The organism is Nocardia sp. NPDC047038 (assembly GCF_040644075.1).
Classification (GTDB): Bacteria; Actinomycetota; Actinomycetes; order Mycobacteriales; family Mycobacteriaceae; genus Nocardia; species Nocardia sichangensis.
Map to the genome: position 1 here is coordinate 1 of NZ_JBEYVQ010000005.1, position 26,589 is coordinate 26,589.

Consider the following 26,589-nt stretch of genomic DNA (forward strand, 5'->3'; position numbering starts at 1 on the left):
GCCTTGTAACCCGCCACATTCGCCTGCGAGGACAACGCGTCCATCACCTGCGCACGCGAGATCCGCGGAATCGCCTCCACCGCGAACGCCTGCACCCCCGCCGACTTCAGCGCACCGATCTGATTCTCGGCATTGCGCGGCGCGAGGAAACCGATCAGTGTCTGCCCCGACGACAGCTTGCCCACCTCGGCGTCACTGGGCGGGGCGACCTTCACCACCACATCCGCCGACCACGGATCGCCGATCGACGCACCCGCCTCCACATAGGCTTCGTCGGGAATCAGCGCGCCTTTCCCGGCCCCGGGCTCGACGACAACTTCCACACCCTGTTTCACCAGGCTCGGAATGATTTTCGGCACCAAAGCGACACGTCGCTCGCCCGCGTTGGATTCGCGAACGACACCGACACGCGCGCCGCGCGGCGACAGATCGCCTACGCTCTGCGTTGTCTCCACTTGTCAGACTTCCTTCTCTTACTGAGCTTCAGGCAACGGGCAGACGACCGGACGATGTTACCGATGAGTAAGTTCGCCCAAATCTTCGCAACTGTACCTGGCCCGCCGTGAGCCTAGCTGAGATGCCCATCACACACGCCGGACGGATCGCGCTAGGACGCCGGAGTTCCTCGATCGCCACCGAGGGAGCCGCCGACCGCCGAGCGGCGTCCACCGTTTTTCCTTTTCGCTGTGTGATCGTTGTCTCCGCAGGTGAACACGGCAAGACCGTACGGAGAAGTTCGTTACCAACCTCGAGGTTGGGCACCTGGTGGGACACCCGGCCCACAGCGGCATAGTGACATGCGTCATGCCGATCGGCGATCCGGGGTGTTCCGCTCGGCTCGTACGCCGTATGGTCCAGCGTGTGAACGACTGCGTCTTCTGCCGCATCGTGGCAGGCGAGGCACCGGCGGCGAAAGTGTACGAGGACGACACGCTGTGCGCGTTTCTCGATGTCCGGCCGGTCGCCCGCGGGCACACGCTGGTCATACCGAAGCGGCACGCCGCCGAGTTGGAGGACCTCGACGCCGAGCTCGGTGCGCAGATCTTCCGGACCGGTCATCGGCTCGCCCTGGCCATCCGGCGCAGCCGCCTCGCCGCCGACGGCGCCAATCTGGTGCTCAACGACGGAACGGCGGCGTTCCAGACCGTTCCGCACGTCCACCTGCACGTGATCCCGCGCAGACACGGCGACACGCTGCGATTCGCGAAGGGCTTTCTCCTGCGCCGCCCGCACGATCCGATATCCACCGCCGCGGCCATCCGGGAAGGGATCGCGGCATTGGACAATGAGGGCACAAGCCCGGAAAAGGAAACCGAGGGATGACCGAGACGTTCGATCGGGCCACGCTGATCGACCTGCTGTCACGGCAGTGGGAGGCGATCGACGCGCTGGTCGCTCCGCTGGACGAGGATCGCTGGCGCACCCCGTCGTCGCTGCCGGGCTGGAGCGTGTTCGACGTCGTCGCCCACATCATCGGCACCGAATCCTTCCTGCTGGGTGACCGGCCGCCCGCGCACGATCCGACCAAGGCCAAGACCGACGTGCGCACGCTGCCCTACGTGCGCAACGAGACCGCGGTGCTCAACGAGATCTGGGTCGACCGGCTGCGCCCGCTGTCCGGGGCCCGCCTGCTCGCGTTCTATCGCGACGTCATCGACCGCAGGCGCGCGGCGCTCGCGGCCATGGGCGACGCCGAATGGGAGAAGGAGACGGTCACGCCGATCGGGCAGGTGACCTACGGCAGGTTCATGCGGGTGCGGTTGTTCGACTGCTGGATGCACGAACTCGACATCGCCGACGCGCTCGGGGTGCGGGTCGAGGAAGGCGGTCCCCGCGGCGAATTGGCCTTCGACGAGTTCGCGGCCGGCATTCCGCGCGTGGTGGCGAAGAAGGGCGAAGCGCCGGAGGGCGCGCGGATCGCCTTCGCGCTGACCGGTCCGCTGGCCAGAACCCTGCGTATTCAGGTGGCGGGCCGGGCGAACTACGTGGACGCGTTCGACGGACCCGCCACCGTCGAGGTCGGCTTGGACTCTCGGCTTTTCGTGCGTCTCGGCGGCGGTCGGACCAGCGCCGAGGAGCACTCGAGCGAGATCACCGTCGAGGGCGACGACGAACTCGGGCAGCGCCTCGTCCGCCACCTGGCCTTCACCATCTGAGCCGCCGGTGCGACTGTTCCTGTCCAGCTACCGGTTCGGCGCGCACTACGACCGGCTCGTCACGCTCGCGGGGCCGCCCGGCCGGGTCGCGCTGATCCCCAATGCCTGCGACGCCTGGCCGCAGGCGTGGGCGGGTGCGGTGACCAGCGACCTGGCGCCGCTGCGCAAACTCGGCTACCAGCCCGAGGTGCTCGACCTGCGCGAGTACGTCGGCCGGGAAGCCGAGCTGGAACGGAAGCTGGCGGAGTTCCCGCTCGTGTGGGTGCGCGGCGGAAACACGTTCGTGTTGCGCGCGCAGTTCGCCCGCAGCGGCGCGGATCACGTTCTGCCCCGGCTACTCGCCGCCGACGCGCTCGTCTACGCCGGTTACAGCGCCGGGGCCTGCGTGCTGACCCCGGACCTGCACGGCCTGGATGCGGTGGACGATCCGGCCGAGGTCGCTCCGGCCTGCGGCGTCGAACCGCAATGGGACGGACTGGGTTTGGTGAACCACAGGATCGTGCCGCACATCGATTCGGCCACCGACCCCGAAGGCGACTGCACTCGACTCGCGGCTCGCTACCGCGCCGAAGGCGTCGCGCACTGGGCGCTGACCGACGACGACGTGATCGTCGTCGACGGGGCGCGCACCGAAGTGCTGATCAGTCCGGTGGCGTCGTGATCTTTAGTTCGGGATCGCTGTCCGCCACCGCGATAAACATGCTCTCCTTGCAGGCGGCCGAGGGTCGAGATCGGGGTCGAGTGCCACATTCGCGGCGCTGAGATCGCCCGTAACGTCAGGCGCCAACGCCGGTTCCCTACATGAAGACGGCTCGGCGATCGTCGTCGCACGGACCCCGGGCGACCGCCAGCGGTGGCTGAAATAACCCACAGCCGTCGTCCGACAGCCGAGCGGCCATCGTCGTCACACAGACCCCGGGCGACCGCCAGCGGTGGCTGAAATAACCCACAGCCGTCGTCCGACAGCCGAGCGGCATTCGTCGTCACACAGACCCCGGGCGACCGCCAGCGGTGGCTGAAATAACCCACAGCCGTTGCCCGACAGCCGAGCGGCCATAGTCGTCACACAGACCCCGGGCGACCGCCAGCGGTGGCTGGGATAACCCACAGCCGTCGTCCGACAGCCGAGCGGCCATAGTCGTCGCACGGACCCCCGGGCGACCGGTAGCGGTGGCAACCCATGGGATGCACAACCGTTGTCCGACAGCCGACGGCGATCGATGTCCGTCGATTCAGGGCGAGTCGTGCAGACCGGCGGCCACTCAGCCGGGTCGCGGCCTCATGGAGCGATACAAGTGTCCGCAGCACATCTCCACCGCCGACACCTCACATCGCGTCGGGAGCCAGCTCCGGTTCCGGCTCGACCGCGCGGCGGAAGACCACCCAGCGCATGGCGCTGTACATGTAGACGGCCTCGCACGCGCCCGCCAGCAACCGGGCCACGTGGTACTCCACGCCGAGCGCGGTGAGCCCGCTGCCGATGCCCAGGATGAACGCGAGGTAGTTGACCACCACCACCACGACGTACACCGCGGCCTGCCTGCCGACCGGCGCGTGGGAATGGAAGTTGAACGTGCGGTTGAGCACGAAGCTGAGCCCGAACGCGCACACGTATGCCACCGTCACCGACGACCACACCGGCAGTTCGAACCAGCCGTGCAGGACGGTGAGCAGCGCCAAGTCGGCGGCGAAGGTGCCGCTGTTGATCAGCGCGAAGCCGAGGAAGGTCGGCGGGACGAGACGGTTCAGCCCGAACGGCATCCGGTGCACGACCGACTCGCACCAGCGGGTGAACCGGTCGGCGATGGTGTCGGCGGTCTCGGACAGCTCGTGCACGCGACCAGCGTGCCAGCGGCAGATGTCCGGCAGATGAGCGGGCGGCGACCGCGGGGTGGCTCAGCCGATCTGCGCCTGGCCCGGGTCGTCCGCGGCGTGGTCCAGGCTCGCCCATGCCGCCAGGCATCGCCGTCGCGCGACATCGTCCGCGTCCGCCAGCAGCGCCTCCAGCAACTCGCGGGGCTCGCGCCGCCAGAGGTCGGCCAGCTCGGCGCGGGTCTCCTTGTCGAAGACACCGGAGCGGTCCAGCGCGGTCAGCCATTCCTCGTGCTCGCCCGCGTGCACCCGGCGCAGCACGTCGGGGTCTATACCGTCCTCGACGAACTCGCTGGAGAACATCGCGGCGACCAGTTCCCGGCGACTCGGTTGCTCGCCCTGCATCCGTTCCATCCCTCCAAGTGCTCCGCGGCGAACCGCATGGACTGCCGGCGCCACGACGTGGCGGCCAGGAGAACTCGATGCCCCGAACAGTCAAGCCCCTGTCGGCATTCTGGTCTCCCGTAGGCGGTAATACCACTGTGGCGGCTGACATCACATTCCAGGCCTTCCGTTCGCCACACACGCACGGTCGACCGATCAGCAAATATCGGGCACGGGGAGCTAGCGTGAGGTGGTGGACCTGCATGACTTGATCGCCGCCCTCCCCGACGGCGCGGTGCTCACCGACGCCGACCTGCTGGCGAGCTACCGCCAGGACTGGGCGCGCGATCCCGGCGCGGGCACCGCCCTGGCCGTGGTGCGTGCCACCAGCACCGACGACGTGGCCGCGACGCTGCGGTGGGCCAGCGCGCATCGCGTCCCGGTGATTCCTCGCGGTGCCGGGTCCGGGTTGTCCGGCGGCGCGACGGCCGTCGACGGAGCGATCGTGCTGACCACCGAGCGGATGCGGGAAATCTCCGTCGACCCGGTGACCCGGACCGCCGTGGTGCAGCCCGGCCTGCTGAACGCCGAGGTCAAGCGCGCGGTCGCGGAGCACGGGCTGTGGTACCCGCCGGACCCGTCGTCGTTCGAGATCTGCTCGATCGGCGGCAACGCCGCGACCAACGCGGGTGGCCTGTGCTGTGTGAAGTACGGCGTCACCACCGACTACGTGCTCGGCATGCAGGTCGTGCTCGCCGACGGCACCGTCGTGCGGCTCGGCGGTCCGCGTTTGAAGGACTCGGCCGGGCTGTCGCTGACCAAGCTGTTCGTCGGCAGCGAGGGCACGCTGGGCGTGATCACCGAGCTGACCCTTCGGCTGCTGCCCGCCCAACCGCCGCAGAGCACGGTCGTCGCCAGTTTCGCCACGCTCACCGCCGCCACCGAGGCCATCCTGACCATCACCGGCGAACTGCGCCCGTCGATGCTCGAGTTCATGGACTCGGTGTCGATCAACGCCGTGGAGGACGAGCTGCGGATGGGGTTGGACCGGAAGGCGGCCGCGCTGCTGGTCGCGCGCTCCGACGCCCCCGGCGAATTTGCCCACCGCGAGGCCGAGATCATGGCGGCGGCCTGCGAGAAAGCAGGAGCGACAGAGGTTTTCCACACCGAGGACCCGGCCGAAGGTGAAGCGTTCACGGCCGCCCGACGTCTGGCGATCCCGGCCGTGGAGAAGCTCGGGCCGCTGCTGCTCGAGGACGTCGGCGTTCCGCTGCCCCGGCTCGGCGACTTGGTGAGCGGCGTCGCCGAAATCGCCGAGCGCAACGAGGTCACAGTGTCGGTGATCGCGCACGCGGGCGACGGCAACACCCACCCGCTGATCGTGCACGACCCCACCGACGCCGACCACACCGCGCGAGCGAACCGCGCCTTCGGCGAGATCATGGACCTCGCCATCGCCCTCGGCGGCACCATCACCGGTGAACACGGCGTCGGACGATTGAAGAAGGCATGGCTGCCCGACCAACTCGGCCCCGACGTCATGGCCCTGACCCGCCGCATCAAGGACGCCCTCGACCCCGACGGCATCCTCAACCCCGGCACGATCCTGTAACCACCGCGACGGAACATTCCCCACGCACAAGGAGTTCTACCCCGACATGACGACCAGGCTCGAACACAACGTCGCCGATACCCGTTTCGAGATCTACATCGACGACACCCTAGCCGGGTACGCCGACTACGCCGAACGCGAAAACCCCAAGGTCCGCGACTTCCACCACACCCTGACCTTCCCCGAATTCCGAGGCCGAGGCGTAGCCGCCCAAGTCGTCGAATACGCCCTCAACGACTCCCGCACAGCGGGTTTCTCGGTCATCCCCACCTGCTGGTACGTGGAGCAGTACATCACCCAACACAGCGAATACGCCGACTTGGTGAAGTAGGCGCGAGATACGCCCGCGAGTGGCACACCACCGAGAGATCTACTCGCGTTTTGCCACAGCCATGTGCCACTCGTGGCCGCGTCTCATCAGGAGAGCGGGAACGTTCGGGTACGCCTGGGGTCGGGCCGACTTCGGGCACTGACGAAGCGCAGGCACCCGCACGTCCCGGCGATTCGGGTTTCAGGTTGCGCACCTACACCCCCATCTCGTGCCGTCGAGCTACGAGCGGGCGCGGAATGCGATCGACGGAATGTTCGGGCGGCCTGTGCTCCTCGACGGCCTGGAGACGGCCTGAGATGCGTTGTCAGGCGCGCCCGAACTTCCGGCGATCTACAACAACCTCACTTGAGCAGGGCGCGGCTCATCACCAGGCGCTGGATCTGGTTGGTGCCCTCGTAGATCTGGGTGATCTTGGCGTCGCGCATCATCCGCTCCACCGGGAAGTCGGTGGTGTAGCCGGCGCCGCCGAACAGCTGGACGGCGTTGGTGGTGACTTCCATGGCGACGTCGGAGGCGAAGCACTTGGCGGCGGCGGAGATGAAGCCGAGGTTCTTCTCGCCGCGCTCGGCGCGGGCGGCCGAGGTGTACACCATGAGGCGGGCGGCCTCGATCTTCATCGCCATGTCGGCGAGCATGAACTGGGTGTTCTGGAAGTCGGCGATCGACTTGCCGAACTGCTTACGGTCCTTGGTGTAGGCGATGGCCGCGTCCAGCGCGCCCTGGGCCAGGCCGACGGCCTGCGCGCCGATGGTGGGGCGAGTGTGGTCGAGGGTCTGCAGCGCGGTCTTGAAGCCGGTGCCCGGCTCGCCGACGATGCGGTCACCCGGCACCCGGCAGTTCTCGAAGTACAGCTCGGCGGTGGGCGAGCCCTTGATACCGAGCTTGTGCTCCAGCGGGCCGACCACGAAGCCCTCGTCGTCCTTGTGCACCAGGAAGGCCGAGATGCCGTTGGCGCCCTTGTCCGCGTCGGTCACCGCCATCACGGTGTACCAGGAGGACTTGCCGCCGTTGGTGATCCAGCACTTGGAGCCGTTGATGATCCAGTCGTCACCCTCCTGCTTGGCCCGGGTGCGCATACCTGCCGCGTCGGAGCCCGCCTCGCGCTCGGACAGCGCGTAGGAGGCCATCTCGCCGTTGACGATGTCCGGCAGCACCTTCTGCTTCAGCTCCTCGGAGCCGTTCAGGATCAGGCCCATGGTGCCGAGCTTGTTGACGGCGGGGATCAGCGAGGACGAACCGCAGACGCGCGCGACCTCCTCGATCACGATGCAGGTGGCCACCGAGTCGGCGCCCTGGCCGCCGTAGGCCTCTGGCACGTGCACGGCGTTGAAGCCGGAGGCGTTGAGCGCGGTCAGCGCCTCCTCCGGGAAGCGGGAGTTGCCGTCGACGTCCTTCGCGTGCGGGGCGATCTCCTTCTCCGCGAGGGCGCGGATCGCTTCGCGTAGTTCGTCGTGGAAGTCCTCGAGCTTGAACAGGTCGAAATCGGGGTTTCCCGCCATGGGGCCTTCACTCCTGATCGTCGGTGGTCGGCGCCGCTTCCGTCGAACAAAAGCAGCATCTCGGCACTCAGTGCCATCTATGAGTCGAGTATACCCATATGGATGCGGCTTACGTGGGGAGATGACGTGGCACTCAGTGTCAGATAGGTCGCACTTCGATCCGGATTCACAGGTTGCCGAGCTTGCGGACCAGCAGGTCCGCGATCTGCTTCGGCGCGACGTCACGGGGAAACACCGCCACGACCAGCTCGTCCGCGCTCGCGGTACGCCCGGCGCCGCGCGGGATGGCGGCCAGTTCCATCCGCAGGTCCGCGGCGCCCGCGTCCGACTCGCCGCGCACCATGCGGCGCAGCAGGTAGTTGTGCGTCGCCGTCACCGCGGCGGTGAACTGCACCCGGGCCAGATCGGGAACGTCGGGCAGCCGCTCACGCAGGTAGTCGGTGAACAACCGTTCATAGCGGAACACCGTGACGATCTCGCGCTCCCGCAGCGCGGGCACCCGCCGGACCACCTGGTAACGCCGGGCCGCGATCTCCCGCCACTGCGTGAACCGCTCGAACACCTGCACCACCGCCGAGCACACCGCCTCCCAGGGGTCCTCTCGCGACGCGGCCAGAAACTCCTCCGCTTGCGCCAGCTGGGACTCGTGGTCGGCGAAGATCACGTCCTCTTTCGACCGGAACTGCCGGAAGAACGTGCGCCGGGAGATGCCCGCCGCCTCCGCGATCTCGTCGACGGTTGTCGCCTCATACCCTTTCTCGGCGAACAACCGCAGCGCCTGATCCACCACCGTGAGCCGAAAATGCGCGGTGTCGTCGCCTCCCCGCGTTCGAGCGATATCCCCTGTAGTCACGACCTCACACCGTAGTCAGCGGCCGAGAGCGCGAGTCCCCGACACCGGAAGCTTTCGCGGTCCGCCGCCGTATCACCAGGTCGACGGGGCTCGACCGCAGTTGCCGCGGCTCGGCGAGACCGACCGTGCTCCCAACCGGCGGTGCCGCGATCGTCGCGGTGACCAGGGCGTGCGACGCGCGTTGCCGCAACCGTGCCGTGCTGGATTCCCGGCCGATCGCGCGTCGTCGGGCTGCCCCTGCTTAGGTGCGAACACCCTGTTCGTCCGCGCACAGCCCGATCAGCGTGCAGAGGTATGCCCCTTCGTCCGGTCAGCTGCCGAGGGTCGCCGACATGTCGGCCGGTGTTGCGGTACCCCGAAGTCCCGCCGCGCCGGTGGCGGCACGGCGTGCGCGCAGCCCGCTGACCAGGCACAGCGTGACGCCGAGCGCGAGCCAGGCCAGCAGGACGAGGACGGCGTGGGTGGCCCCTCGACCGTCGAAGAAGGCAGTGGATCGCAGCAACCGGCCACCGGCACCGGGCGGCAGCAGCTGGCCGAGCGCGCCCGACCAGCCGGGCAGCATTTCGGGTGCGGTCGCGGTACCCGAGAGCGGGTTACCGATGAGCATCATGAGCACGGCGCCGATTCCGATCCCGGCGTATCCGAGCAGCGCCTCCAGCCCCAGGACGGCCGCAGCGGTGGCCGCGATGGACAAAGCGACGGCGCCGGAGTTGGCGAGGTAGGAGCCGCTGAGCGAGCCGAGCCAGAACTGCAGGATCGCGGCGACGGCCAGGCCGCCGGTGACCGCGAAGGCGAGCGCTCCGGTGAGCCGACGGGCGGTGCCGCGCACGAGCCGGGTCAGCAGGACCGCGGCCAGCAGACCGCCCATGACCAGGGGCAGGGCGCCTGCCGACAAGCCAGCGCCGCGCGGGTCGTCGGCGGGCAGGGCGGCGAGGTCGCGGGCCGCCGTGCCGGGCTTGCCCTCCTGCGCGAGGCCGCTCGCGATGCCCTGCAAGGTCTGGGCGACCGCGGTGCTCGCGGCGGAGGCGACGATGACCTCGGGAGCACCGGAGCCGAGGTCGATCGCCCCGTACACCCGCCGGTCGCGAATCAGCGTTTCCGCGGCCGCGGTGTCGGGGACCTCGGTGATCTCGAAGCCGCCCGGCAGCCGTTGCTCGAGTGCCGTGCGGACCTGAGCGACCGCGGTGGCCGGACCGGCGACGGCGATCGGCACATCGTGTACCGACGACCGCGCCGACGGCCAGGCGAAGGCGACGAGCAGCACGCTGACGATCGCCGTGAGCAGGGCAACCGCTCCGGCCACCGTCGGCCATCGCGACGGGAAAGTGTCGGCGAGCGGTACCAGCGTGGTCATGTCTACTCCTCGAACGGTGGGGTCGGTGTTCATCGCAGGGTGAGCGGGGTCTGCGAATCGACGTGGGTCAGTTTCTGCGGGTTGCGCACGTAGTAGAGGCCGGTGATCCGGGTGTCCTCGACGCGCATCGCGAGGACGCCGTCCAGTTCCCCGTCCATGCGCAGAGCCAGTGCGGGGCTGCCGTTGACCGTGGTCGATTCGACGGTGAGCGCGACATCGTGCTTGGTGAGGCCGCCGACGATGAAGCGCGCCACCTTTTCGGCGCCGAAGACCGGCCGTGGCGTGGCGTGTTTGATACCTCCGCCGTCGCTGATGACGACGACGTCGGGGGCGAGCACGGCGAGCAGTCCTTGCACGTCGCGAGTCTCGAGCGCGCGCCGGAACGCCTCGGCAGCCGCCTCGGCCTGGCGCGCCGTGACCGAGCGGCGTGGACGGCGAGCTTCCACGTGGCGACGGGCGCGGTGGGCGATCTGATGGACGGCGGCGGGCGTCTTGTCGACCGCGGCCGCGATCTCGTCGTAGCCGAACCCGAAAGCTTCGCGCAGCACGAACACCGCCCGTTCGGTCGGGGTCAATGTCTCGAGCACGAGCATCAGCGCCATCGACACGCTTTCGGCGAGTTCGACGTCGGCGGCCACATCCGGTGTGGTGAGCAGCGGCTCCGGCAGCCAGGAGCCCACGTATGCCTCCCTGCGGCGCTTCACCGAGCGCAGCCGGTTGAGCGCTTGCCGGGTGGTGATCCGGACCAGGTAGGCGCGCGGCTCGGTGACGTGCGCCGCGTCGACGCCGACCCAGCGCAACCAGGTCTCCTGCAAGACGTCGTCGGCGTCGGCCACCGATCCCAGCATTTCGTAGGCGACGGTGAACAGCAGGTTGCGGTGGGCGAGGAACGTCTCGGTCGCCGCCGCGGCGGTGTGGTCGCCGCCGTCCCGGCCTTCTGCCTTCTGGTCGCGTTTCTCATCGGCTCCACTGGCTGCTTCCATGAGGTCCTCTTCTGTTGCTCAGACGTTCGACCCGACTCGCTGGATCGTCGATGCCCAGTCCGGCGCACACCGGACGATGCGCTCGCATCCGGCGATGCGCCGACGGCCGGGCGGGTGCGGCGGCGACGGCAAGAACAGCGCTGCCACACCCCGTGCGGGCGAAGTAGTCGACCGGAGACCGCCGGCGCTGCTACACAGCCGGTTCGGCGGCGACCGGCGCGCCGCCGCGCTGCTCCCGCAGCAGCTGGGGCCGGTGCTTGCCGTCCTTGGGCCAGTGATGCGAGCCGGGCTTGCGCGCTTCGTTCACCAGGTGCTCGACACTGGCGGCGCAGGAGAACTCCTTCAACTTCTTGCCCGCGAGTCCGCTGAAGTAGAGCGGCATCGCGGTGTCGTCCTTGTGGCCGAGCTGGAAGATTCCCGCGCCCCGGCCGAAACTGATGCACATCGCGGGGAAAGACAGGTCGATCGGCGCAGGCCTCTCACCCGCGATCCGGTTCAGCACCGTGTCGGCGGCATGGGCGCCCAGGCACCCCGCGGCATAGGCGCTCATCCGGAACGGCAGATCGGACGGCGCCGCCGAATCCCCGGCCGCGACGATGCGCTCGTCGTCGACGCTGGTCAACGTCTCATCGGTGCGCAGCCGTCCCGTAGCGTCGGTGCTCAGTCCGCTGGTGACGGCCAGATCCGGCACACCGAACCCGGTGGCCCAGATGGTCACCCGACTCGCCAATGTGCGGCCGTCACCGAGTTCCACGGCATCCCGCGTCACCGCCGTGACCGCCGCATCAGGGCCTTCGAGCACGGTGATCCCCAACTTGGCGAGGTACTTGCGGGCAGTCCGCCTGGCCCTCGGGTGCAGGTAAGGGCCGACCACGCCGCCGCACACCAACGTGACCGCGCGACCCCGCTCCGCCAGCTCCGCAGCGGTCTCGATGCCCGTCGGACCACCCCCGACGACCGTTACCGCCGCCGTCATCGGCGTGTCGTAAAGCACCGACCGCAACCGCTGCGCCGCCTCCAAAGTGGCAATCGGATAAGCGAACTCGTCCACGCCCGGCACCCGCGAGCCCGCGCTGCCGCTACCCACCGCGTAGACCAGGTAGTCATAGCCGACCGTGCGCCCCTCGGCCAACGTCACGCTGCGCCCGGCCGCGTCGATCCGTGTCACGCTGTCGACCACCAGCCGGACCCCCTCGGCCAGCACTTCGGTGTAGTCGACGACCGCATCGTGCGTCCCGCCCACCAACTGATGCAGACGCAGCCGCGGAACGAACGCCGAGCGCGGATTGATCACGGTCACCGCGACGTCATCGCGCTGCGTCAGCCGGTTAGCCGCCATCACACCGGCGTACCCGCCACCGATCACGACCACGTCGATCTTCTTGCTCATGGTGTCTCCTTCGCTCCGAGAGGCTCGAAAACAAGACACCGCAGCCCCGAACATTCCTGACACCATGTGACGTAGATCACTATTCGAGTCACGTCGGGGTGCATCGCAGCCAGCTCCGGAGTACTTGTCCCAGATCGACCGCGTGGTCTGGGCGTGCATTCAGCAAATCGCCGACTCACGTACCAACCCAGCGGAAACCGCTGGAGACGTGGTGAACGCTTTGGAGAACGCCGGATTCGTGGAAGCGGTCACGAGTGGGGCGCGCGCGACCGCTGACCGTGCGTCGCTCAGCCCAGAAGTTTGGTGCGCAGCGCGTCGTCCTTTTCCAGCACCATCTGCTCGAGCCCGGCTTGGAACTGTTCCATGCGGGTGCGCAGGGACGGGTCGTGGGCGGCGAGGATGCGGGCGGCGAGCAGGCCCGCGTTGCGGGCGCCGCCGATGGAGACGGTGGCGACCGGCACGCCGGCGGGCATCTGGACGATGGACAGCAGCGAGTCCATGCCGTCGAGGTATTTGAGCGGCACCGGCACGCCGATCACCGGCAGCGGAGTGGCCGAGGCGACCATGCCGGGCAGGTGGGCAGCGCCGCCCGCGCCGGCGATGATGACCTTCAACCCGCGCCCCGCCGCGGAACGCGCGTAGTCGAGCATGCGCTGCGGCGTGCGGTGCGCCGAGACGACGCCCACCTCGAAACGGATCCCGAATTCGGCCAGCGCCTCCGCGGCGGCCTCCATCGTCGGCCAGTCCGAGTCGCTGCCCATGATCAGGCCGACCGCGGGGGCGATGGCCAGTTCCTCACTCATGCGGATCCCATCCGTCGGTCCAAATCGCGTGCGACATCCAGTGCGCCGCCCGCTCGGCCTTCTCCCTGACCTCGGCCACGTCGTCGCCGAGGATGTTGACGTGCCCGATCTTGCGGTCGGGACGCTCGCCCTTTCCGTACAGGTGCACCTTCGCCTCAGGGATCCTGGCGAACAGGTGGTGCAGCCGCTCGTCCATCGACATCGCCGGGGCCTGTGGCGCGCCGAGAATGTTCGCCATCACGGTCACCGGAGCCAGCGGCGCGGTGTCGCCGAGCGGGTAGTCGAGCACGGCGCGCAAATGCTGCTCGAACTGCCCGGTGCGGGCGCCGTCCATGCCCCAGTGCCCGGAGTTGTGCGGGCGCATGGCCAGCTCGTTCACCAGCAGCTCGCCGTCGGTGGTCTCGAACAGCTCCACCGCCATGACGCCGACGACGCCGAGTTCCTTGGCGAGATTCAGCGCCATCGTCTCCGCCGCGGCCGCCGTGTCCTCCGGCAACTCGGGCGCGGGCGCGATGACGACCGCGCACTGTCCCTTCCGCTGCACCGTCTCCACTACCGGCCAGGTCGCCGCCTGCCCGAACGGCGAACGGGCCACCATCGCCGACAGCTCCCGTTTCAGGTCGATCTTCGCCTCCGCCAGCAGCTGGACGCCGCGAGCGAGCTGGTCGGCGACGATCGCCGCGGCCGCGTCGGCGGACTCCGGCATCCAGACGCCGCGCCCGTCGTAGCCGCCGCGTACCGCTTTCAGCACGATCCGCCAGCCGTGCTCGTCGCCGAAGCGCACCGCGTCCTCGACCGAGGTCACCGGCGTGAACGCGGGCACGGGCAGCCCCAGCGCGCTCAGCTTGGTGCGCATCGCCAACTTGTCCTGCGCGTAGACCAGCGCCCGCGGCGGCGGCTGCACGTTGACGCCCTCGGCGACCAGCGCCTCCAGGTGCTCGGTCGGCACGTGCTCGTGGTCGAAGGTCAGCGCGTGCGAGCCGACCGCCGCTTTGCGCAGTGCGGTCAGGTCGGTATGGCTGCCGAGCACCACCTCGGGGCTGACCTGGGCGGCCGGGTCCTCGGGGTTCTCGGCGAGCACGCGCAGCCGCTGGCCCAGCGCGATCGCCGCCTGGTGGGTCATGCGCGCCAACTGGCCGCCGCCGATCATGGTGACGGTGGGCATGGCCGAAGGATCGAAGGAACGTGCGCTCACGTCGGACAATATTGTCATGTCCGGCGCAAATGACAGCTACCGGTACACTCCGGTCTTGTGTCATTCGTCGACGACGTGGTCAGCGTCCTCCCCAAGCCGCTGCAAGATATCGCGTACCGGCAGCGGGAATTGATCAAGTTCGCGATCGTCGGCGCGACCACGTTCGTGATCGACAGCGGCATCTTCTACATACTCAAGTGGACGGTGCTCGCGGAGAAACCGGTCACGGCCAAGATCATTTCCGGCGTCATCGCCGTGATCGCGTCCTACATCCTGAACCGGGAATGGTCGTTCAAGAATCGCGGCGGGCGGGAACGTCATCACGAAGCGCTGCTGTTCTTCGCCGTCAGCGGCGTCGGCGTCGTCCTCGCCTTCACCCCGCTGTGGATTTCCAGCTACGTCTTCGACCTGCGCCAGCCCAACGTGAGCTTCACGGTCGAGAACGTCGCCGACTTCATCAGCGCGTTCATCATCGGCAATCTGCTGCAGATGGCGTTCCGTTTCTGGTCGATGCGCCGCTGGGTCTTCCCCGACGAAATGAGCGAACTCGAAGCGGAATTCGTCGACCTCGTGGAAGAGGAACTCGGCCGCGGCTGAGTCACCTCGGCTCGGGCACCACCGAGTTGGCCGGACGGGCCTTCGACCCGAGGAACACCGCGAACAGCGCGGGCCTGCGCCGCTGTAATTCCAGCCGTCCGCCGTCGGCCTCGACCAGCGCCCGCGCGAGCGCCAGCCCGACACCGGTGGAACCGCCCGCGGAGAAACCGCGGTCGAAGATGTGCGGCGCCAGCTCGTCGCGCACTCCGTGGCCCTCGTCGGCCACCTCGACACAAACCAGCGGCTCGCGATCGGCTCCCGGCCGCACCGAGCGCACCGACACCGTGCAGGTCCCGCCGCCGTGCATGAGCGCGTTGTCCACCAGCACCGTCACCGCCTCACGCAACCGCGAACCCGTGATCGGGGCGCGCAACGACTCGTCGCCGGTGAGCGTCAGCGACCGTCCCGCCTCGGTGAACGGGTGTTTCCATTCGGCGACGACACCGCGCAGTTCGTCCATCACGGGCACCGGATCGCGGTCGGCCGCGTCCTCGTCGCGGGAGGCGCGGACCAGGTCGTCGATCGCGTCGGTGAGCCGGTCGACCTGAGCCATCGCCTCCTCGGCCTCGTGCACCACCTCCGGGTCGGCATGCGCGGACAACTCGTCCAGGCGCAACCGCACGGCGGTCAGCCTGCTGCGCAGCTGATGCGAGACGTCCGCCACCAGGGCGTGTTCGCGCTGGAGTCGTCCGGCGATCTCCACCGTCGCCGAGTCGAGCACGTCGGATACGCGATCCAGTTCCGCGATGCCGTGCCTGCGCGGATCGGGCCGGAAATCCCCCATCGCCAGCCGGGCCGCGCGCGCCGCCACGTCCCGCAGCGGATCGGCCACCCGCCGGGCGGTGACCACCGCGACCGAGACCGCCGCGCCGAGCGAGGCGAGCACCGCCAGCGCGACCACCGCGACCGCCTGGCGCTGCATGGCGTGCATCGGCGCGGACGGCACTTCCAGGCGGAGCGAAGCGGACTTGCCCATCGACAGCGACTCGACCAGCGGGTCGGACACGTCGGCCACCCCCACGTCGCGGCGGACGGCGTTGTCCCGCTGCGACGGGTAGACGATGGTGAGCCTGCCGTTCTCCGGCACCAACGGCGCCACCGACCGGATGTCCAGCTCGCCGGACACCGTGCCGTCGCGTTCCTGCGCGATGATCTCCGTCGCGATCCGGTCCAGCCGGTTCTGCAAGTCGTTGCGCGTGATGTCCTCTACCCACAACCACGCCGTGTAGATCAGCGGCACGCCGAGCACCACCGTGGTGAGGGTCAGCACGGTGAGCATGGAACGCAAGATCCGGCGGCGCACGTCAGTCGGTGTTCAGCCGGAATCCGACACCGCGGACGGTGACGATGCGCCGCTCGGCCATGGGGCCCTCGTCCCCGATCTTGCGGCGCAGCCAGGACATGTGCATGTCCAACGTCTTGGAACCGCGCAACTCCGCGTCGCCCCACACCTCGCGCAGGATGGTCTCGCGCGCCACCACCTGACCGGCCCGGTCGATCAGCACCTTGAGCAGCTCGTATTCCTTGTTGGCCAAACCGATTTCGACGCCGTTTACCAGTACGCGCCGGGCGGCCGGCTCCAGGCGGATGCCGCCCACCTCGACCGTGTCGTCGCCGATTCCGCTGCGCCGCAACAGCGCTCGCACCCGGGCGAGCAACTCGGCGAGCCGGAACGGCTTGCCGACGTAGTCGTCGGCGCCCGCATCCAGCCCCACCACGAAATCCACCTCGTCGGTGCGCGCGGTGAGCATCAGCACGGCCAGATCCGCGCCGCGGGCGCGCACCTGACGGCAGACCTCCAGCCCGTCCATGCCGGGTAGGCCGAGATCGAGAATGAGCAGGTCGTGCCCGCCTTCCAGAGCCCGCTGCAGCACGGCGGGGCCGAAACTCTCGACAGTCACCGAGTAGCCCTCGCGGCCGAGCGCGCGCGACAACGGGGCCGCGATGGCATCGTCGTCCTCGGCCAGCAGTACAGCGGTCATACGCCCAGGTTACGGGCTCACCGGTAGCTGGGGCGGTCGTCCCAGCGCTCGTCGCGCCCGTCCCGATGGCGTTCGACCTCGAACACCTGGTGGTACAGCAGCGAATGCACCTGCTGGACCGCGGGGATGTCGTCGTATTCCAGCGGCTCCGAGGAGGACGACTCGATGATCAACGTCCCGGTGCCGAGCAACCGATCGAACAGCCCGTGCCGGAACTGCACGCTGGAGATCCGGCTCATCGGGATGTCGATGCCGCTGTGGGTGATGACGCCCTGGCGCACCAGCACCCGCCGGTCGGTGACGATGAAATGCGTCGACTTCCAGCTGATAACCGGTACGGCGCAACGCCATAGCAGAATCGCCACATACACCACGAGCACCGTGATGAGCAGCGCCGAGGCGGTGGTGCCCGTGGCCTTCTGCGAAATGAGTCCCCCTGTGAAACCCGCGAGAGCGGTGGCGACGATCAGCGTCACGATCGGCCAGAAGAGCATCTTCCAATGCGGGTGGCGATGCAGCAGCAACCGTTCGTCGGGCGCCAGCACATCCTCGGGATAACCCATGTCAGGAACAGTACCGCGTCAAGATGCCCGAACGGCTGACACCGCAGCGCGTCATGCTGCACAATCGGCACCCTGCGTGTGACTATTTCCGCGCAGTGGCTCTCTGTATCGCGCAACGCCCGGCTCACCATCATCGCCGATTCCGACCGTGGAGGAACGCGTGACCAAAGACCTGACCCCGCTGCAGATCCTGGCCGAACTCGAACCCGTCGCCGAAGAGAACTTGAATCGGCACCTGTCCATGGCGAAAGACTGGAACCCGCACGATTATGTGCCGTGGAGCCAGGGCCGCAACTTCGCCGCCCTTGGAGGCGTGGATTGGCAACCGGAGCAATCGCACCTCAGTGAGGTCGCCCGGGTCGCGATGATCACCAACCTGCTCACCGAGGACAACCTGCCCTCCTACCACCGGGAGATCGCGCAGAACTTCTCCGAGGACGGACCGTGGGGCACCTGGGTCGACCGCTGGACCGCCGAGGAGAACCGCCACGGCATCGCCATGCGGGACTACCTGGTCGTCACCCGCGCCGTCGATCCGGTCGCCCTGGAGGAGGCCCGGATGATCCACATGAGCAACGGGGTCCGATCGCCGGACGGGTGGGGCGGGTTCCTGGCGAGCGTCGCCTACGTCACCTTCCAGGAACTGGCCACCCGTGTGTCGCATCGCAACACCGGCAAGGCATGCAACGACGCCGTCGCCGATCGCCTGCTCCAGCGCATCGCCGCCGACGAGAACCTGCACATGATCTTCTATCGCTCCCTGTGCGGCGCGGCGCTGGACCTGGTGCCCGACCAGGCGCTGCCCGCGATCACCAGGATCATCACGAACTTCCTGATGCCAGGCGCCGGGATGCCCAACTTCCGCCGCTACGGCGTGCTGATGGCCAAGCACGGCATCTACGACCTGCGCCAGCACCTGGAAGAGGTCATCGAGCCGGTGCTCAAACAGTGGAACGTCTTCGACCGCTCGGACTTCGGGCCGCGCGGCGAGCAGGCGCGCGACGAACTGGGCACGTTCGTGGAGCAGCTGGCCAAAGACGTGATCAAGTTCGAGGAGCAGCGCGATCGGGCACTCGCCCGGGACGCCGCGCGCGACGTCGCCCAGCACGTCTGAGGCCGCCGCCCGGAGAGGCGGTCAGTACTGGGCGCGCAGATGCGTGACATCGCCCGCGGACACCGCTTCGCCACCGATGAGCAGGCGGCCGTAGTCGTCGACGCCCTCGGCGATGCCGGTGAGCTGTCGGCCGCCGGGTAGTTCGGCGCGGACCTCCGTGCCGATGGTGGCGCACCGCTCGCGGTAGGCGGCGGCCAGTTCGTCGGTCGCCCAATCCGCGTCGCGCCACGCGGTGAAGCGACGGGCGAACTCGGTCAACAGCGACCGCACGAGCACCGTGCGGTCGGTCTGCCGCGCACCCGCGATGGTCAGCGACGTGGCGTGCGGCACCGGCAGTTCCTCTTCGGTCAGGCTCACGTTGAGCCCGAGCCCGATCACGACGGCGGGCGCGCCGCCCCCGCTCGCCGCGACCTCGGCCAGGATGCCCGCGACCTTGCGTCCGTCGATCAGCACGTCGTTGGGCCACTTGAGTTCCGCGGCGACGCCCGCCGTGGTCCGCAGCGCGTCGACCACGGCGACGCCGGTGAGCAGCGCCAGCCAGGCGAGCGAGGCGGGGCCGATCCCGGGCAGACGCACCAGCACCGACATCGCCAGTTGCGCCCGGGGCGGGCTGACCCAGGTCCTCGCGTGCCTGCCACGGCCCTGCACTTGGGTTTCCGCCAGCAGAACGACGTGGTCGGCGTCCGGATCGGCCGCCAGCGCGATCAGATCCGCGTTCGTGGACCCGGTCGACTCGACCACGTCGATCCGCGAGAAGAACGACAGTTCCGGCGAGTCGACGGCACTGCGCCGCAACTGCTCTGCATCCAACGGTGGCCTCTGCACACCGGCAGGCTACTCGCCGCGCGGGCGCTACCCGGCCAGGTCGTACCCGGAGACGAGCGGGTCGCGCGCCGCCATGCCCGCGCGGTCGTTCTCCGGCTCGCCCTCGGCGGTCTCGGTCCAGCACTCGGGCTCGCCGTACTTCGGAGCCGTCTCCGTGGTCCGTGTCCACGCCGCCGCGGCAGCGTATTCGGCGAAAGTCCTACCCCATTCCCACATGACGCGCTCCTCCCCTGAGCCGAAAATCTCTCGCCCTCAGGCTATCCGGACCCGACCGGTGGGCGATACTCATTTTCCGCCTCCCCAACGTCGCTACCGACCAGGAAGTTTGCCTCCGAAAATTGATCTAGCTGCGGTTTTCTACTCGCCGGTAGCCCCCGTCTGGGTTAGAGAGACGCACTGGTACTGGTTACACTCCGATGCCATGACGAGTGTCCAGCAGCAGCCCGCATCAGGTCCCGCGGGTTCCCCCGATATCCACACCACCGCCGGGAAGCTGGCTGACCTGCGGAATCGGCTGGAAGAGGCGAAGCACCCGATGGGTGAGGCCGCGGTCGACAAGGTGCACGCGAAGGGCAAGATGACCGCCCGCGAGCGCATCCTCGCCCTGCTGGACGAAGGCTCCTTCGTCGAACTCGACGCCCTGGCCCGCCACCGCAGCGTGAACTTCGGCCTGGAGCACAACCGCCCGCTCGGCGACGGCGTGGTGACCGGTTACGGCACCATCGACGGCCGCGATGTCTGCATCTTCAGCCAGGACGTCACGGTGTTCGGCGGCAGCCTCGGCGAGGTCTACGGCGAGAAGATCGTCAAGGTGATGGATCTGGCCCTGAAGACCGGCCGCCCCCTGATCGGCATCAACGAGGGCGCTGGCGCGCGCATCCAGGAGGGCGTGGTCTCGCTCGGTCTCTACGGCGAGATCTTCCACCGCAACATCCAGGCCTCCGGCGTGATCCCGCAGATCTCGCTGATCATGGGCCCGGCCGCCGGTGGCCACGTGTACTCCCCCGCGCTGACCGACTTCGTCGTGATGGTCGACGGCACCAGCCAGATGTTCGTCACCGGCCCGGACGTCATCAAGACCGTCACCGGCGAGGACGTCACCATGGAGGACCTGGGCGGCGCGCACACGCACATGACCAAGTCCGGCGTGGCGCACTACGTCGCCTCCGGCGAGCAGGACGCCCTGGACTACGTCAAGGACCTGCTGTCCTACCTGCCGAGCAACAACCGGGCCGAGGCGCCGCGCTTCCCGGCCACCGACCCGATCGACGGCGCGATCGAGGACTCGCTCACCGAAGAGGACCTCGAGCTGGACACGATCATCCCGGACTCGCCGAACCAGCCCTACGACATGCACGACGTGATCCGTCGCCTGCTCGACGACGACGAGTTCCTCGAGGTGCAGGCCGAGCGCGCGATGAACATCATCGTCGGCTTCGGCCGGATCGACGGCCGCAGCGTCGGCATCGTGGCCAACCAGCCCACCCAGTTCGCGGGCTGCCTGGACATCGACGCCTCGGAGAAGGCCGCGCGCTTCGTGCGCACCTGCGACGCGTTCAACATCCCGATCATCACCCTGGTCGACGTGCCCGGCTTCCTGCCCGGCACCGGGCAGGAGTACAACGGCATCATCCGGCGCGGCGCGAAGCTGCTCTACGCCTACGGCGAGGCCACTGTGGGCAAAATCACGATCATCACGCGCAAGGCCTACGGCGGCGCCTACGACGTCATGGGTTCCAAGCACATGGGCGCCGATGTGAACCTCGCCTGGCCGACCGCCCAGATCGCCGTCATGGGCGCTTCGGGCGCCGTCGGCTTCGTCTACCGCAAGCAGCTGCAGCAGGCCGCCAAAGACGGCGGAGACGTCGATGCGCTGCGGCTCGAGCTCCAGAACGAGTACGAGGACACGCTCGTGAACCCGTACGTCGCCGCCGAGCGAGGCTACGTGGACGCGGTCATTCCGCCGTCGCACACCCGCGGCCAGATCGTCTCCGCGCTGCGACTGCTCGAACGCAAGATGGTCACCCTGCCGCCGAAGAAACACGGCAACATCCCGCTGTGATCGAGCGATACCCTCGATAGGCCGCGCACAAAGGGTGGGGCATCGGCCTCGGTAACACTTACGCTGGCGTGTACCGGCTTGTTGCAGAGAAGCAAAGAGTGCGTCCGAGGACGATTGCTTCATCCATAACTTGTCGGAAAACGGGAACAGCCTGATCAGTTCCGCTGATAAGGGCGAAGAGAGGACCTGGCACTGTGACGACCGTGGCAGAAGAAGATGTGTTGAGCGCCGTCGAACTGGATCTCACAGTCGACCCGATCGCAGACGAGGCCGGTGCGTCCACCGGTTCGACCGCGACAGCGCAATCCGCCGAGGCCACCCCGGAGCCGTTCTTCCGTGTCGTGAAGGGCTCGCCGAGCGACGAGGAACTCGCCGCGCTGGTGTGCGTCCTGTCCGCCGCCGCGAACAGCGCCGCGCCGGGCGGGCCCGCAGGCCCGCCCGACCTGTGGGGCCACCCGACGCTGATGCATCGCGGCGCTTCCCCGTTCTCCCCGTACTCCTTCCCACAGCTGTCCCACCTGCGCGGGTGACGCGGCTGATCCTGGCCTCCGCGTCCCCGGCCCGCCGGGAGGTGCTCCGCTCGGCGGGCATCGACCCGATCGTCCGGGTCTCCGCCGTGGACGAGGACGCGGTGGCCGCCGCCCTCCCCGAGGGCACCCCTCCGCAGGGGGTCGTGGTGGAGTTGGCGCGCGCCAAAGCGGCGGCCGTCGCCACCGCGGTTCCGGAGTTCGCCGCCGACTGCGTTGTGGTGGCCTGTGATTCCATGCTGCTCGTGGACGGCGAGTTGCAGGGCAAGCCGCACACCCCCGAGGTCGCCCGCGCGCGCTGGGGCGACATGGCCGGACGCAGCGCCGATCTCGTCACCGGGCACTGCGTGCTGCGGATGCGGGACGGCGGGATCATCGCCGAAGCGGTCGACTGCAGCAGCACCACCGTGCATTTCGCCAAGCCCGAGCCGGACGAGCTGGACGCCTACATCGCGACCGGCGAGCCGCTCCAGGTGGCGGGCGCGTTCACCCTCGACGGGCTCGGCGGCTGGTTCGTCGACCGCATCGATGGCGACCCGTCCAGCGTCATCGGCATCGGGCTACCACTGCTGCGCCGACTGCTTGGCGATGTTGGGATCGGCGTTACGCAGCTGTGGGGCCACACGGCCTGACGGCGTGGTGAACGCCTCGGCGTCACCGCCGGGCACCTTCGCGGTCTCCTGGGCCTCGGCGCGCTGCGCCGCGATGAGTTCCAGACGGGCCACGCACAGCTCCGGCTCCACGAACGGATGCATCCGCACGTCGATGGTCCCCTGCGCACCGCCCCGGCGGAGGACGTCTTCGAGCAGCCCGAGGTGCACGCCGCAGACCACTTCGGAATGCGTTCGCGCGAGTTCGCGCAGCGGACACGCGGTCATCCGGATCAGCACCTTCCCCTCGTTCTCCGGGGAAGAGTCGCGCTCGGGCGCGAAACCCAGCTCCGACATCAACGTCATCGTGAGATCCTTGGCGTCCTCCAGCGACTCGACCCGATGGTCACCGACGTCGAGTCTGCTGCCCCAGGCGCGGCCCGCCGCATTCGCCGCCTCCGCCCTGCGCCGGGGATCCGGGCCGAGCTGGTCGGCGAGCACCTGGGCGAGATCCTGGTAGCCCACCGATCGCTGCACCGCGCTGTATCCGATGCGCGGTCGCCCGCGGCCACGCGGCGGCTGCTGGAACTGCCGGACGAGGGATTCCCTGGTGAGCACATCCAGATGGAACCGGACCGTGGTGACGTGCTGTCCGGTGATTCTGGCCAGTTCCTGGGCGTCGAGAGGCTCGCTGGCGCCACGTAGGATCGCGAGCAGTCGCCGCCGCGGCCAAGAATCGGACATAGCTCACCCCTCCTCCCGGGAGACTTTATCGGATGTAGGTGCCCTTTATTCGGCCCTCATCCGATTTGTGATCTGAAACGAGAGCCACTGTCGCCTCACACCTACCATCGCTGTGAGGCCTCGAACCGCTGCCACCACCGTCCACCCATGCGTGAAGGACCCAAACACCGTGCCCGTCGCTCCGGACCCTCATCCCTCGCTCGGTTCCTACGCACACCCACACCGACTAGTAACCACGGAGTGGCTGTCGGCAAACATAGGCGCGCGGGGACTCAAGATCATCGAGGCCAACGAGGACACGCTGCTCTACGACATCGGGCACGTTCCGGGCGCCACCAAACTGGATTGGCGAAGCGATCTGAACGATCCGGTCACGCGCGACTATATCGACGGAACGCGATTCACCGAACTGATGCGCGCGAAAGGTATAGATCGTGACGACACGGTTGTGATCTACGGGGATCGCGGGAACGCGCAAGCGGCGCACGCGGCATGGGTGTTCACCCTGTTCGGGCACGAGGACGTGCGCCTGCTCGACGGCGGCCGCGCGGCGTGGATCTCCGAAGGGCGCGACACGACCTTCGAACCCGACTACCCGGTGCGCAGCGGCTATCCGGCTGTGCGCAGGGACGACAGCACCTTCCGCGCCTTCCGCGAGGACGTGCTCGCCCACCTCGGCAAACCGGTGCTCGACGTGCGCTCGGCCGAGGAGTACTCCGGCGCGGACGTGCTCCCACCGGCCAACCCCGAGGACGCGGCATTGCGCGGCGGCCATATTCCCAGCGCGTCGAACATCCCGTGGTCCGAGGCGCTCACCGCCGACGGGCGTTTCCGCTCCCGCACCGAACTCGACGACGTCTACCGCGCGTTGGCAGGCGCTGACGAGGTGATCGTCTACAGTCGAGTCGGCGCGCGATCCGCTCACAGCTGGTTCGTCCTGACCTACCTGCTCGGGCGCCACGGCGTACGCAACTACGACGGGTCGTGGACCGAGTGGGGCAACTCGGTGCGCATGCCGATCGCCACGGGGGAAGAACCCGGCGAGGCGCCCGCGCGCGGCGGGTCGCGACGCACGCGGAGCAGGTAGGCGGGGCGCGGTCCCAAACACAGGACGCGTACGTTGTGATCCGCGACCTACTGTTCAGTAGGCCTAGCCGAGTTCGGCGACTGTTGGCAGACTGCCTACACTCGCCCGAGACGTAAGTTTGTCGATTATGGGAGCGGAGCCCGCACAGCGACCCCACCCCCGGCGAAGCGACCAGAAGATGCACACAGGAGGCTCAGTGCCCAGCCATGCCAGCGCGCGGATCACAAAGGTACTCGTAGCTAACCGAGGCGAGATCGCCGTGCGCGTGATCCGGGCGGCCAAGGATGCCGGTATCGGCAGCGTCGCCGTCTACGCGGAGCCGGATGCCGATGCCCCGTTCGTCAAGCTCGCCGACGAGGCGTTCGCCCTGGGCGGGCAGACCTCCGCCGAGTCGTATCTCGTCTTCGACAAGATCCTCGACGCCGCCGCCAAGTCCGGCGCCGACGCCATCCACCCTGGCTACGGCTTCCTTTCCGAGAACGCCGACTTCGCCCAGGCCGTCATCGACGCCGGGCTGATCTGGATCGGCCCCTCCCCCCAGTCCATCCGCGACCTGGGCGACAAGGTCACCGCGCGGCACATCGCCGAGCGCGCGAAGGCGCCGATGGCCGCGGGCACCAAGGACCCGGTCAAGGACGCGAGCGAGGTCGTCGAATTCGCGAAGACCTACGGCGTGCCGGTCGCCATCAAGGCGGCGTTCGGCGGCGGTGGCCGCGGCATGAAGGTCGCGCACACCATCGAGGAGATCCCGGAGCTGTACGACTCGGCCGTCCGTGAGGCGACCGCCGCCTTCGGTCGCGGCGAGTGCTTCGTCGAGCAGTACCTGGACAAGGCCCGCCACGTCGAGGCTCAGGTCATCGCCGACAAGCACGGCAACGTCGTGGTCGCGGGCACCCGCGACTGCTCGCTGCAGCGGCGCTTCCAGAAGCTCGTCGAGGAGGCCCCCGCGCCGTTCCTGTCCGACGAGGTGCGCGCGAAGATCCACGCCTCGGCCAAGGCCATCTGCAAGGAAGCCGGCTACTACGGCGCGGGCACCGTCGAGTACCTGGTGCAGGGCGAGACCGTCTCCTTCCTCGAGGTGAACACCCGTCTGCAGGTCGAACACCCGGTCACCGAGGAAACCGCGGGCCTCGATCTGGTGCGCCAGCAGTTCCGCATCGCCAACGGCGAGAAGCTGGAGATCACCGAGGACCCGACGCCGCGCGGCCACTCCTTCGAGTTCCGCATCAACGGCGAGGACGCGGGCCGCAACTTCCTGCCCGCCCCCGGCCCGGTCACCGTCTACAAGGAGCCCACCGGCCCCGGTGTCCGCGTGGACTCCGGCGTGGTCCAGGGCAGCGTGATCGGCGGGCAGTTCGACTCGATGCTGGCCAAGCTGATCGTCACCGGCGAGAACCGTACGCAGGCCCTGGAGCGGGCGCGGCGCGCGCTGGCCGAGTTCGAGGTCGACGGTCTGGCCACGGTCATCCCGTTCCACCGGGCCATCGTCGAGGACCCGGCGTTCATCGGCGACGGCGAGAAGTTCGAGGTCTACACCAAGTGGATCGAAACCGAGTGGGTCAACACCATCGAGCCCTTCACCGGCGCGGGCGCCCCGGCCGACGAGGACGAGGAAGCGCCGCGGCAGAAGGTCGTCGTCGAGGTCGGCGGACGCCGGGTCGAGGTCTCGCTGCCGGGTAACTTCACCGTTGGCGCCGGAGCGGGCGGGGCAGCGAGCAACGGCGCGGGCGTGATCCGCAAGAAGCCCAAGCCGCGCAAGCGTGGCGGCGCGGGCGGCGGCGCGGCCTCCGGTGACGCGGTCACCGCTCCGATGCAGGGCACCGTCGTCAAGGTCGCCGTGGAAGAGGGCCAGTCGGTCGAGGCGGGCGACCTGATCGTGGTGCTCGAGGCCATGAAGATGGAGAACCCGGTCAACGCGCACAAGGCGGGTGTGGTCACCGGCCTTTCCGTCGAGGCGGGCGCGGCGATCACGCAGGGCACCGTTCTGGCGGAGATCAAGTAGTACCCGGCGCAGACCGGGAAACGGGCGGGCGCGGACCTGGAGGTTCGCGCCCGCTCCTTTGTTCACGCGGCGGTCCCTCCGTCGTCACGCCGCTGGACCGATACGCATACCGTGGTGTCGTATC

The 26,589-nt window shown here is 68.6% G+C and carries 27 protein-coding genes and 1 pseudogene; 12 read left to right on the top strand and 16 right to left on the bottom strand.

All coding sequences use genetic code 11. The annotated features are described in order from the left end of the window. Positions 1 to 455 (bottom strand): annotated as a pseudogene (locus ABZ824_RS19500) (NAD(P)(+) transhydrogenase (Re/Si-specific) subunit alpha); the annotation flags it as partial. A 406-nt stretch (positions 456 to 861) separates the two neighbouring features. On the opposite strand from ABZ824_RS19500, the gene ABZ824_RS19505 reads away from it, so the two are divergent. The 3 genes from ABZ824_RS19505 to ABZ824_RS19515 are packed head-to-tail and all read left to right on the top strand — an operon-like array spanning position 862 to position 2,817. Continuing rightward, positions 862 to 1,323, top strand: a complete 462-nt coding sequence (locus ABZ824_RS19505) for an HIT family protein (protein ID WP_355073595.1) — start codon at positions 862 to 864, stop codon at positions 1,321 to 1,323. Continuing rightward, positions 1,320 to 2,156: a maleylpyruvate isomerase family mycothiol-dependent enzyme gene (locus ABZ824_RS19510; RefSeq protein WP_356964585.1), complete on the top strand. Its 837-nt coding sequence runs from the start codon at positions 1,320 to 1,322 to the stop codon at positions 2,154 to 2,156. Before ABZ824_RS19505 ends, ABZ824_RS19510 begins: the two co-directional genes overlap by 4 nt. Before the next feature lie 7 nt (positions 2,157 to 2,163). Then, complete coding sequence (locus ABZ824_RS19515) at positions 2,164 to 2,817, top strand: Type 1 glutamine amidotransferase-like domain-containing protein (RefSeq protein ID WP_356964586.1); 654 nt, start codon at positions 2,164 to 2,166, stop codon at positions 2,815 to 2,817. 665 nt (positions 2,818 to 3,482) lie between these two features. On the opposite strand, the gene ABZ824_RS19520 is transcribed toward ABZ824_RS19515, so the two are convergent. Continuing rightward, positions 3,483 to 3,992 (bottom strand): GtrA family protein, encoded by a 510-nt coding sequence (locus tag ABZ824_RS19520; protein ID WP_356964588.1) that lies wholly within the window; start codon positions 3,990 to 3,992, stop codon positions 3,483 to 3,485. Positions 3,993 to 4,052: 60 nt separating this feature from the next. Further along, positions 4,053 to 4,382 (bottom strand): hypothetical protein, encoded by a 330-nt coding sequence (locus tag ABZ824_RS19525; RefSeq protein WP_356964590.1) that lies wholly within the window; start codon positions 4,380 to 4,382, stop codon positions 4,053 to 4,055. A gap of 223 nt (positions 4,383 to 4,605) precedes the next feature. On the opposite strand from ABZ824_RS19525, the gene ABZ824_RS19530 reads away from it, so the two are divergent. Beyond that, entirely contained in the window at positions 4,606 to 5,964 is a 1,359-nt protein-coding gene (locus ABZ824_RS19530) for an FAD-linked oxidase C-terminal domain-containing protein (protein WP_356964591.1), read from the top strand. A 46-nt stretch (positions 5,965 to 6,010) separates the two neighbouring features. Next, on the top strand, positions 6,011 to 6,295 hold the full coding sequence (locus tag ABZ824_RS19535; RefSeq protein ID WP_356964592.1) for a GNAT family N-acetyltransferase: 285 nt from the start codon (positions 6,011 to 6,013) through the stop codon (positions 6,293 to 6,295). 341 nt (positions 6,296 to 6,636) lie between these two features. Here the strand turns inward: ABZ824_RS19535 and ABZ824_RS19540 are convergent, their stop codons facing one another. The 7 genes from ABZ824_RS19540 to ABZ824_RS19570 form a co-directional block, all read right to left on the bottom strand. After that, positions 6,637 to 7,794, bottom strand: a complete 1,158-nt coding sequence (locus ABZ824_RS19540; protein ID WP_355073573.1) for an acyl-CoA dehydrogenase — start codon at positions 7,792 to 7,794, stop codon at positions 6,637 to 6,639. Between the two features lie 166 nt (positions 7,795 to 7,960). Beyond that, positions 7,961 to 8,647, bottom strand: coding sequence for a TetR family transcriptional regulator (locus ABZ824_RS19545; protein ID WP_355073571.1), 687 nt, complete (start codon positions 8,645 to 8,647; stop codon positions 7,961 to 7,963). A 310-nt stretch (positions 8,648 to 8,957) separates the two neighbouring features. Next, complete coding sequence (locus ABZ824_RS19550) at positions 8,958 to 10,001, bottom strand: hypothetical protein (protein WP_356964594.1); 1,044 nt, start codon at positions 9,999 to 10,001, stop codon at positions 8,958 to 8,960. Between the two features lie 29 nt (positions 10,002 to 10,030). Next, positions 10,031 to 10,984 (bottom strand): RNA polymerase sigma-70 factor, encoded by a 954-nt coding sequence (locus tag ABZ824_RS19555; protein ID WP_356964596.1) that lies wholly within the window; start codon positions 10,982 to 10,984, stop codon positions 10,031 to 10,033. A 190-nt stretch (positions 10,985 to 11,174) separates the two neighbouring features. Beyond that, positions 11,175 to 12,374: an FAD-dependent oxidoreductase gene (locus ABZ824_RS19560; RefSeq protein ID WP_356964597.1), complete on the bottom strand. Its 1,200-nt coding sequence runs from the start codon at positions 12,372 to 12,374 to the stop codon at positions 11,175 to 11,177. A gap of 287 nt (positions 12,375 to 12,661) precedes the next feature. Next, the gene (gene purE / locus ABZ824_RS19565) at positions 12,662 to 13,177 is read right to left on the bottom strand and encodes a 5-(carboxyamino)imidazole ribonucleotide mutase (protein WP_195045335.1); all 516 of its coding nucleotides are present in this window, start codon (positions 13,175 to 13,177) and stop codon (positions 12,662 to 12,664) included. Then, complete coding sequence (locus ABZ824_RS19570; RefSeq protein WP_355073771.1) at positions 13,170 to 14,342, bottom strand: 5-(carboxyamino)imidazole ribonucleotide synthase; 1,173 nt, start codon at positions 14,340 to 14,342, stop codon at positions 13,170 to 13,172. The genes purE and ABZ824_RS19570 overlap by 8 nt, the downstream gene beginning before the upstream one ends. A gap of 87 nt (positions 14,343 to 14,429) precedes the next feature. Between ABZ824_RS19570 and ABZ824_RS19575 the strand changes: the two genes are divergently transcribed. Beyond that, entirely contained in the window at positions 14,430 to 14,969 is a 540-nt protein-coding gene (locus tag ABZ824_RS19575) for a GtrA family protein (RefSeq protein WP_355073560.1), read from the top strand. Position 14,970: 1 nt separating this feature from the next. Here the strand turns inward: ABZ824_RS19575 and ABZ824_RS19580 are convergent, their stop codons facing one another. The 3 genes from ABZ824_RS19580 to ABZ824_RS19590 are packed head-to-tail and all read right to left on the bottom strand — an operon-like array spanning position 14,971 to position 17,514. After that, on the bottom strand, positions 14,971 to 16,272 hold the full coding sequence (locus ABZ824_RS19580) for a HAMP domain-containing sensor histidine kinase (RefSeq protein ID WP_355073558.1): 1,302 nt from the start codon (positions 16,270 to 16,272) through the stop codon (positions 14,971 to 14,973). 1 nt (position 16,273) lies between these two features. Next, positions 16,274 to 16,951 carry a response regulator transcription factor gene (locus tag ABZ824_RS19585; RefSeq protein WP_040865082.1) on the bottom strand — a complete coding sequence of 226 codons (678 nt, stop codon included), beginning with the start codon at positions 16,949 to 16,951 and terminating at the stop codon, positions 16,274 to 16,276. A 17-nt stretch (positions 16,952 to 16,968) separates the two neighbouring features. Further along, entirely contained in the window at positions 16,969 to 17,514 is a 546-nt protein-coding gene (locus ABZ824_RS19590; protein ID WP_356964599.1) for a PH domain-containing protein, read from the bottom strand. 160 nt (positions 17,515 to 17,674) lie between these two features. On the opposite strand from ABZ824_RS19590, the gene ABZ824_RS19595 reads away from it, so the two are divergent. After that, positions 17,675 to 18,628: an acyl-ACP desaturase gene (locus ABZ824_RS19595; RefSeq protein ID WP_355073552.1), complete on the top strand. Its 954-nt coding sequence runs from the start codon at positions 17,675 to 17,677 to the stop codon at positions 18,626 to 18,628. A gap of 21 nt (positions 18,629 to 18,649) precedes the next feature. Here the strand turns inward: ABZ824_RS19595 and ABZ824_RS19600 are convergent, their stop codons facing one another. Beyond that, positions 18,650 to 19,453, bottom strand: coding sequence for a biotin--[acetyl-CoA-carboxylase] ligase (locus ABZ824_RS19600; RefSeq protein WP_355073550.1), 804 nt, complete (start codon positions 19,451 to 19,453; stop codon positions 18,650 to 18,652). A 27-nt stretch (positions 19,454 to 19,480) separates the two neighbouring features. Continuing rightward, complete coding sequence (locus tag ABZ824_RS19605) at positions 19,481 to 19,669, bottom strand: hypothetical protein (RefSeq protein ID WP_356964601.1); 189 nt, start codon at positions 19,667 to 19,669, stop codon at positions 19,481 to 19,483. 205 nt (positions 19,670 to 19,874) lie between these two features. Between ABZ824_RS19605 and ABZ824_RS19610 the strand changes: the two genes are divergently transcribed. The 3 genes from ABZ824_RS19610 to ABZ824_RS19620 all read left to right on the top strand — a co-directional run bounded on the left by ABZ824_RS19610 (position 19,875) and on the right by ABZ824_RS19620 (position 22,674). Next, entirely contained in the window at positions 19,875 to 21,515 is a 1,641-nt protein-coding gene (locus ABZ824_RS19610; protein ID WP_356964603.1) for an acyl-CoA carboxylase subunit beta, read from the top strand. A gap of 194 nt (positions 21,516 to 21,709) precedes the next feature. Further along, the gene (locus ABZ824_RS19615; protein WP_356964605.1) at positions 21,710 to 22,045 is read left to right on the top strand and encodes an acyl-CoA carboxylase subunit epsilon; all 336 of its coding nucleotides are present in this window, start codon (positions 21,710 to 21,712) and stop codon (positions 22,043 to 22,045) included. After that, positions 22,042 to 22,674 carry a Maf family nucleotide pyrophosphatase gene (locus ABZ824_RS19620; protein WP_355073542.1) on the top strand — a complete coding sequence of 211 codons (633 nt, stop codon included), beginning with the start codon at positions 22,042 to 22,044 and terminating at the stop codon, positions 22,672 to 22,674. The genes ABZ824_RS19615 and ABZ824_RS19620 overlap by 4 nt, the downstream gene beginning before the upstream one ends. Here ABZ824_RS19620 and ABZ824_RS19625 read toward each other — a convergent pair. After that, positions 22,603 to 23,376, bottom strand: coding sequence for a transcriptional regulator (locus tag ABZ824_RS19625; protein ID WP_355073540.1), 774 nt, complete (start codon positions 23,374 to 23,376; stop codon positions 22,603 to 22,605). The two genes, ABZ824_RS19620 and ABZ824_RS19625, sit on opposite strands and share 72 nt — an antisense overlap. Positions 23,377 to 23,545: 169 nt before the next feature. On the opposite strand from ABZ824_RS19625, the gene ABZ824_RS19630 reads away from it, so the two are divergent. Next, entirely contained in the window at positions 23,546 to 24,463 is a 918-nt protein-coding gene (locus ABZ824_RS19630; protein WP_356964607.1) for a sulfurtransferase, read from the top strand. 196 nt (positions 24,464 to 24,659) lie between these two features. Then, positions 24,660 to 26,465 carry an acetyl/propionyl/methylcrotonyl-CoA carboxylase subunit alpha gene (locus ABZ824_RS19635; protein WP_356964609.1) on the top strand — a complete coding sequence of 602 codons (1,806 nt, stop codon included), beginning with the start codon at positions 24,660 to 24,662 and terminating at the stop codon, positions 26,463 to 26,465. The last annotated feature ends 124 nt before the right edge of the window (positions 26,466 to 26,589 follow it).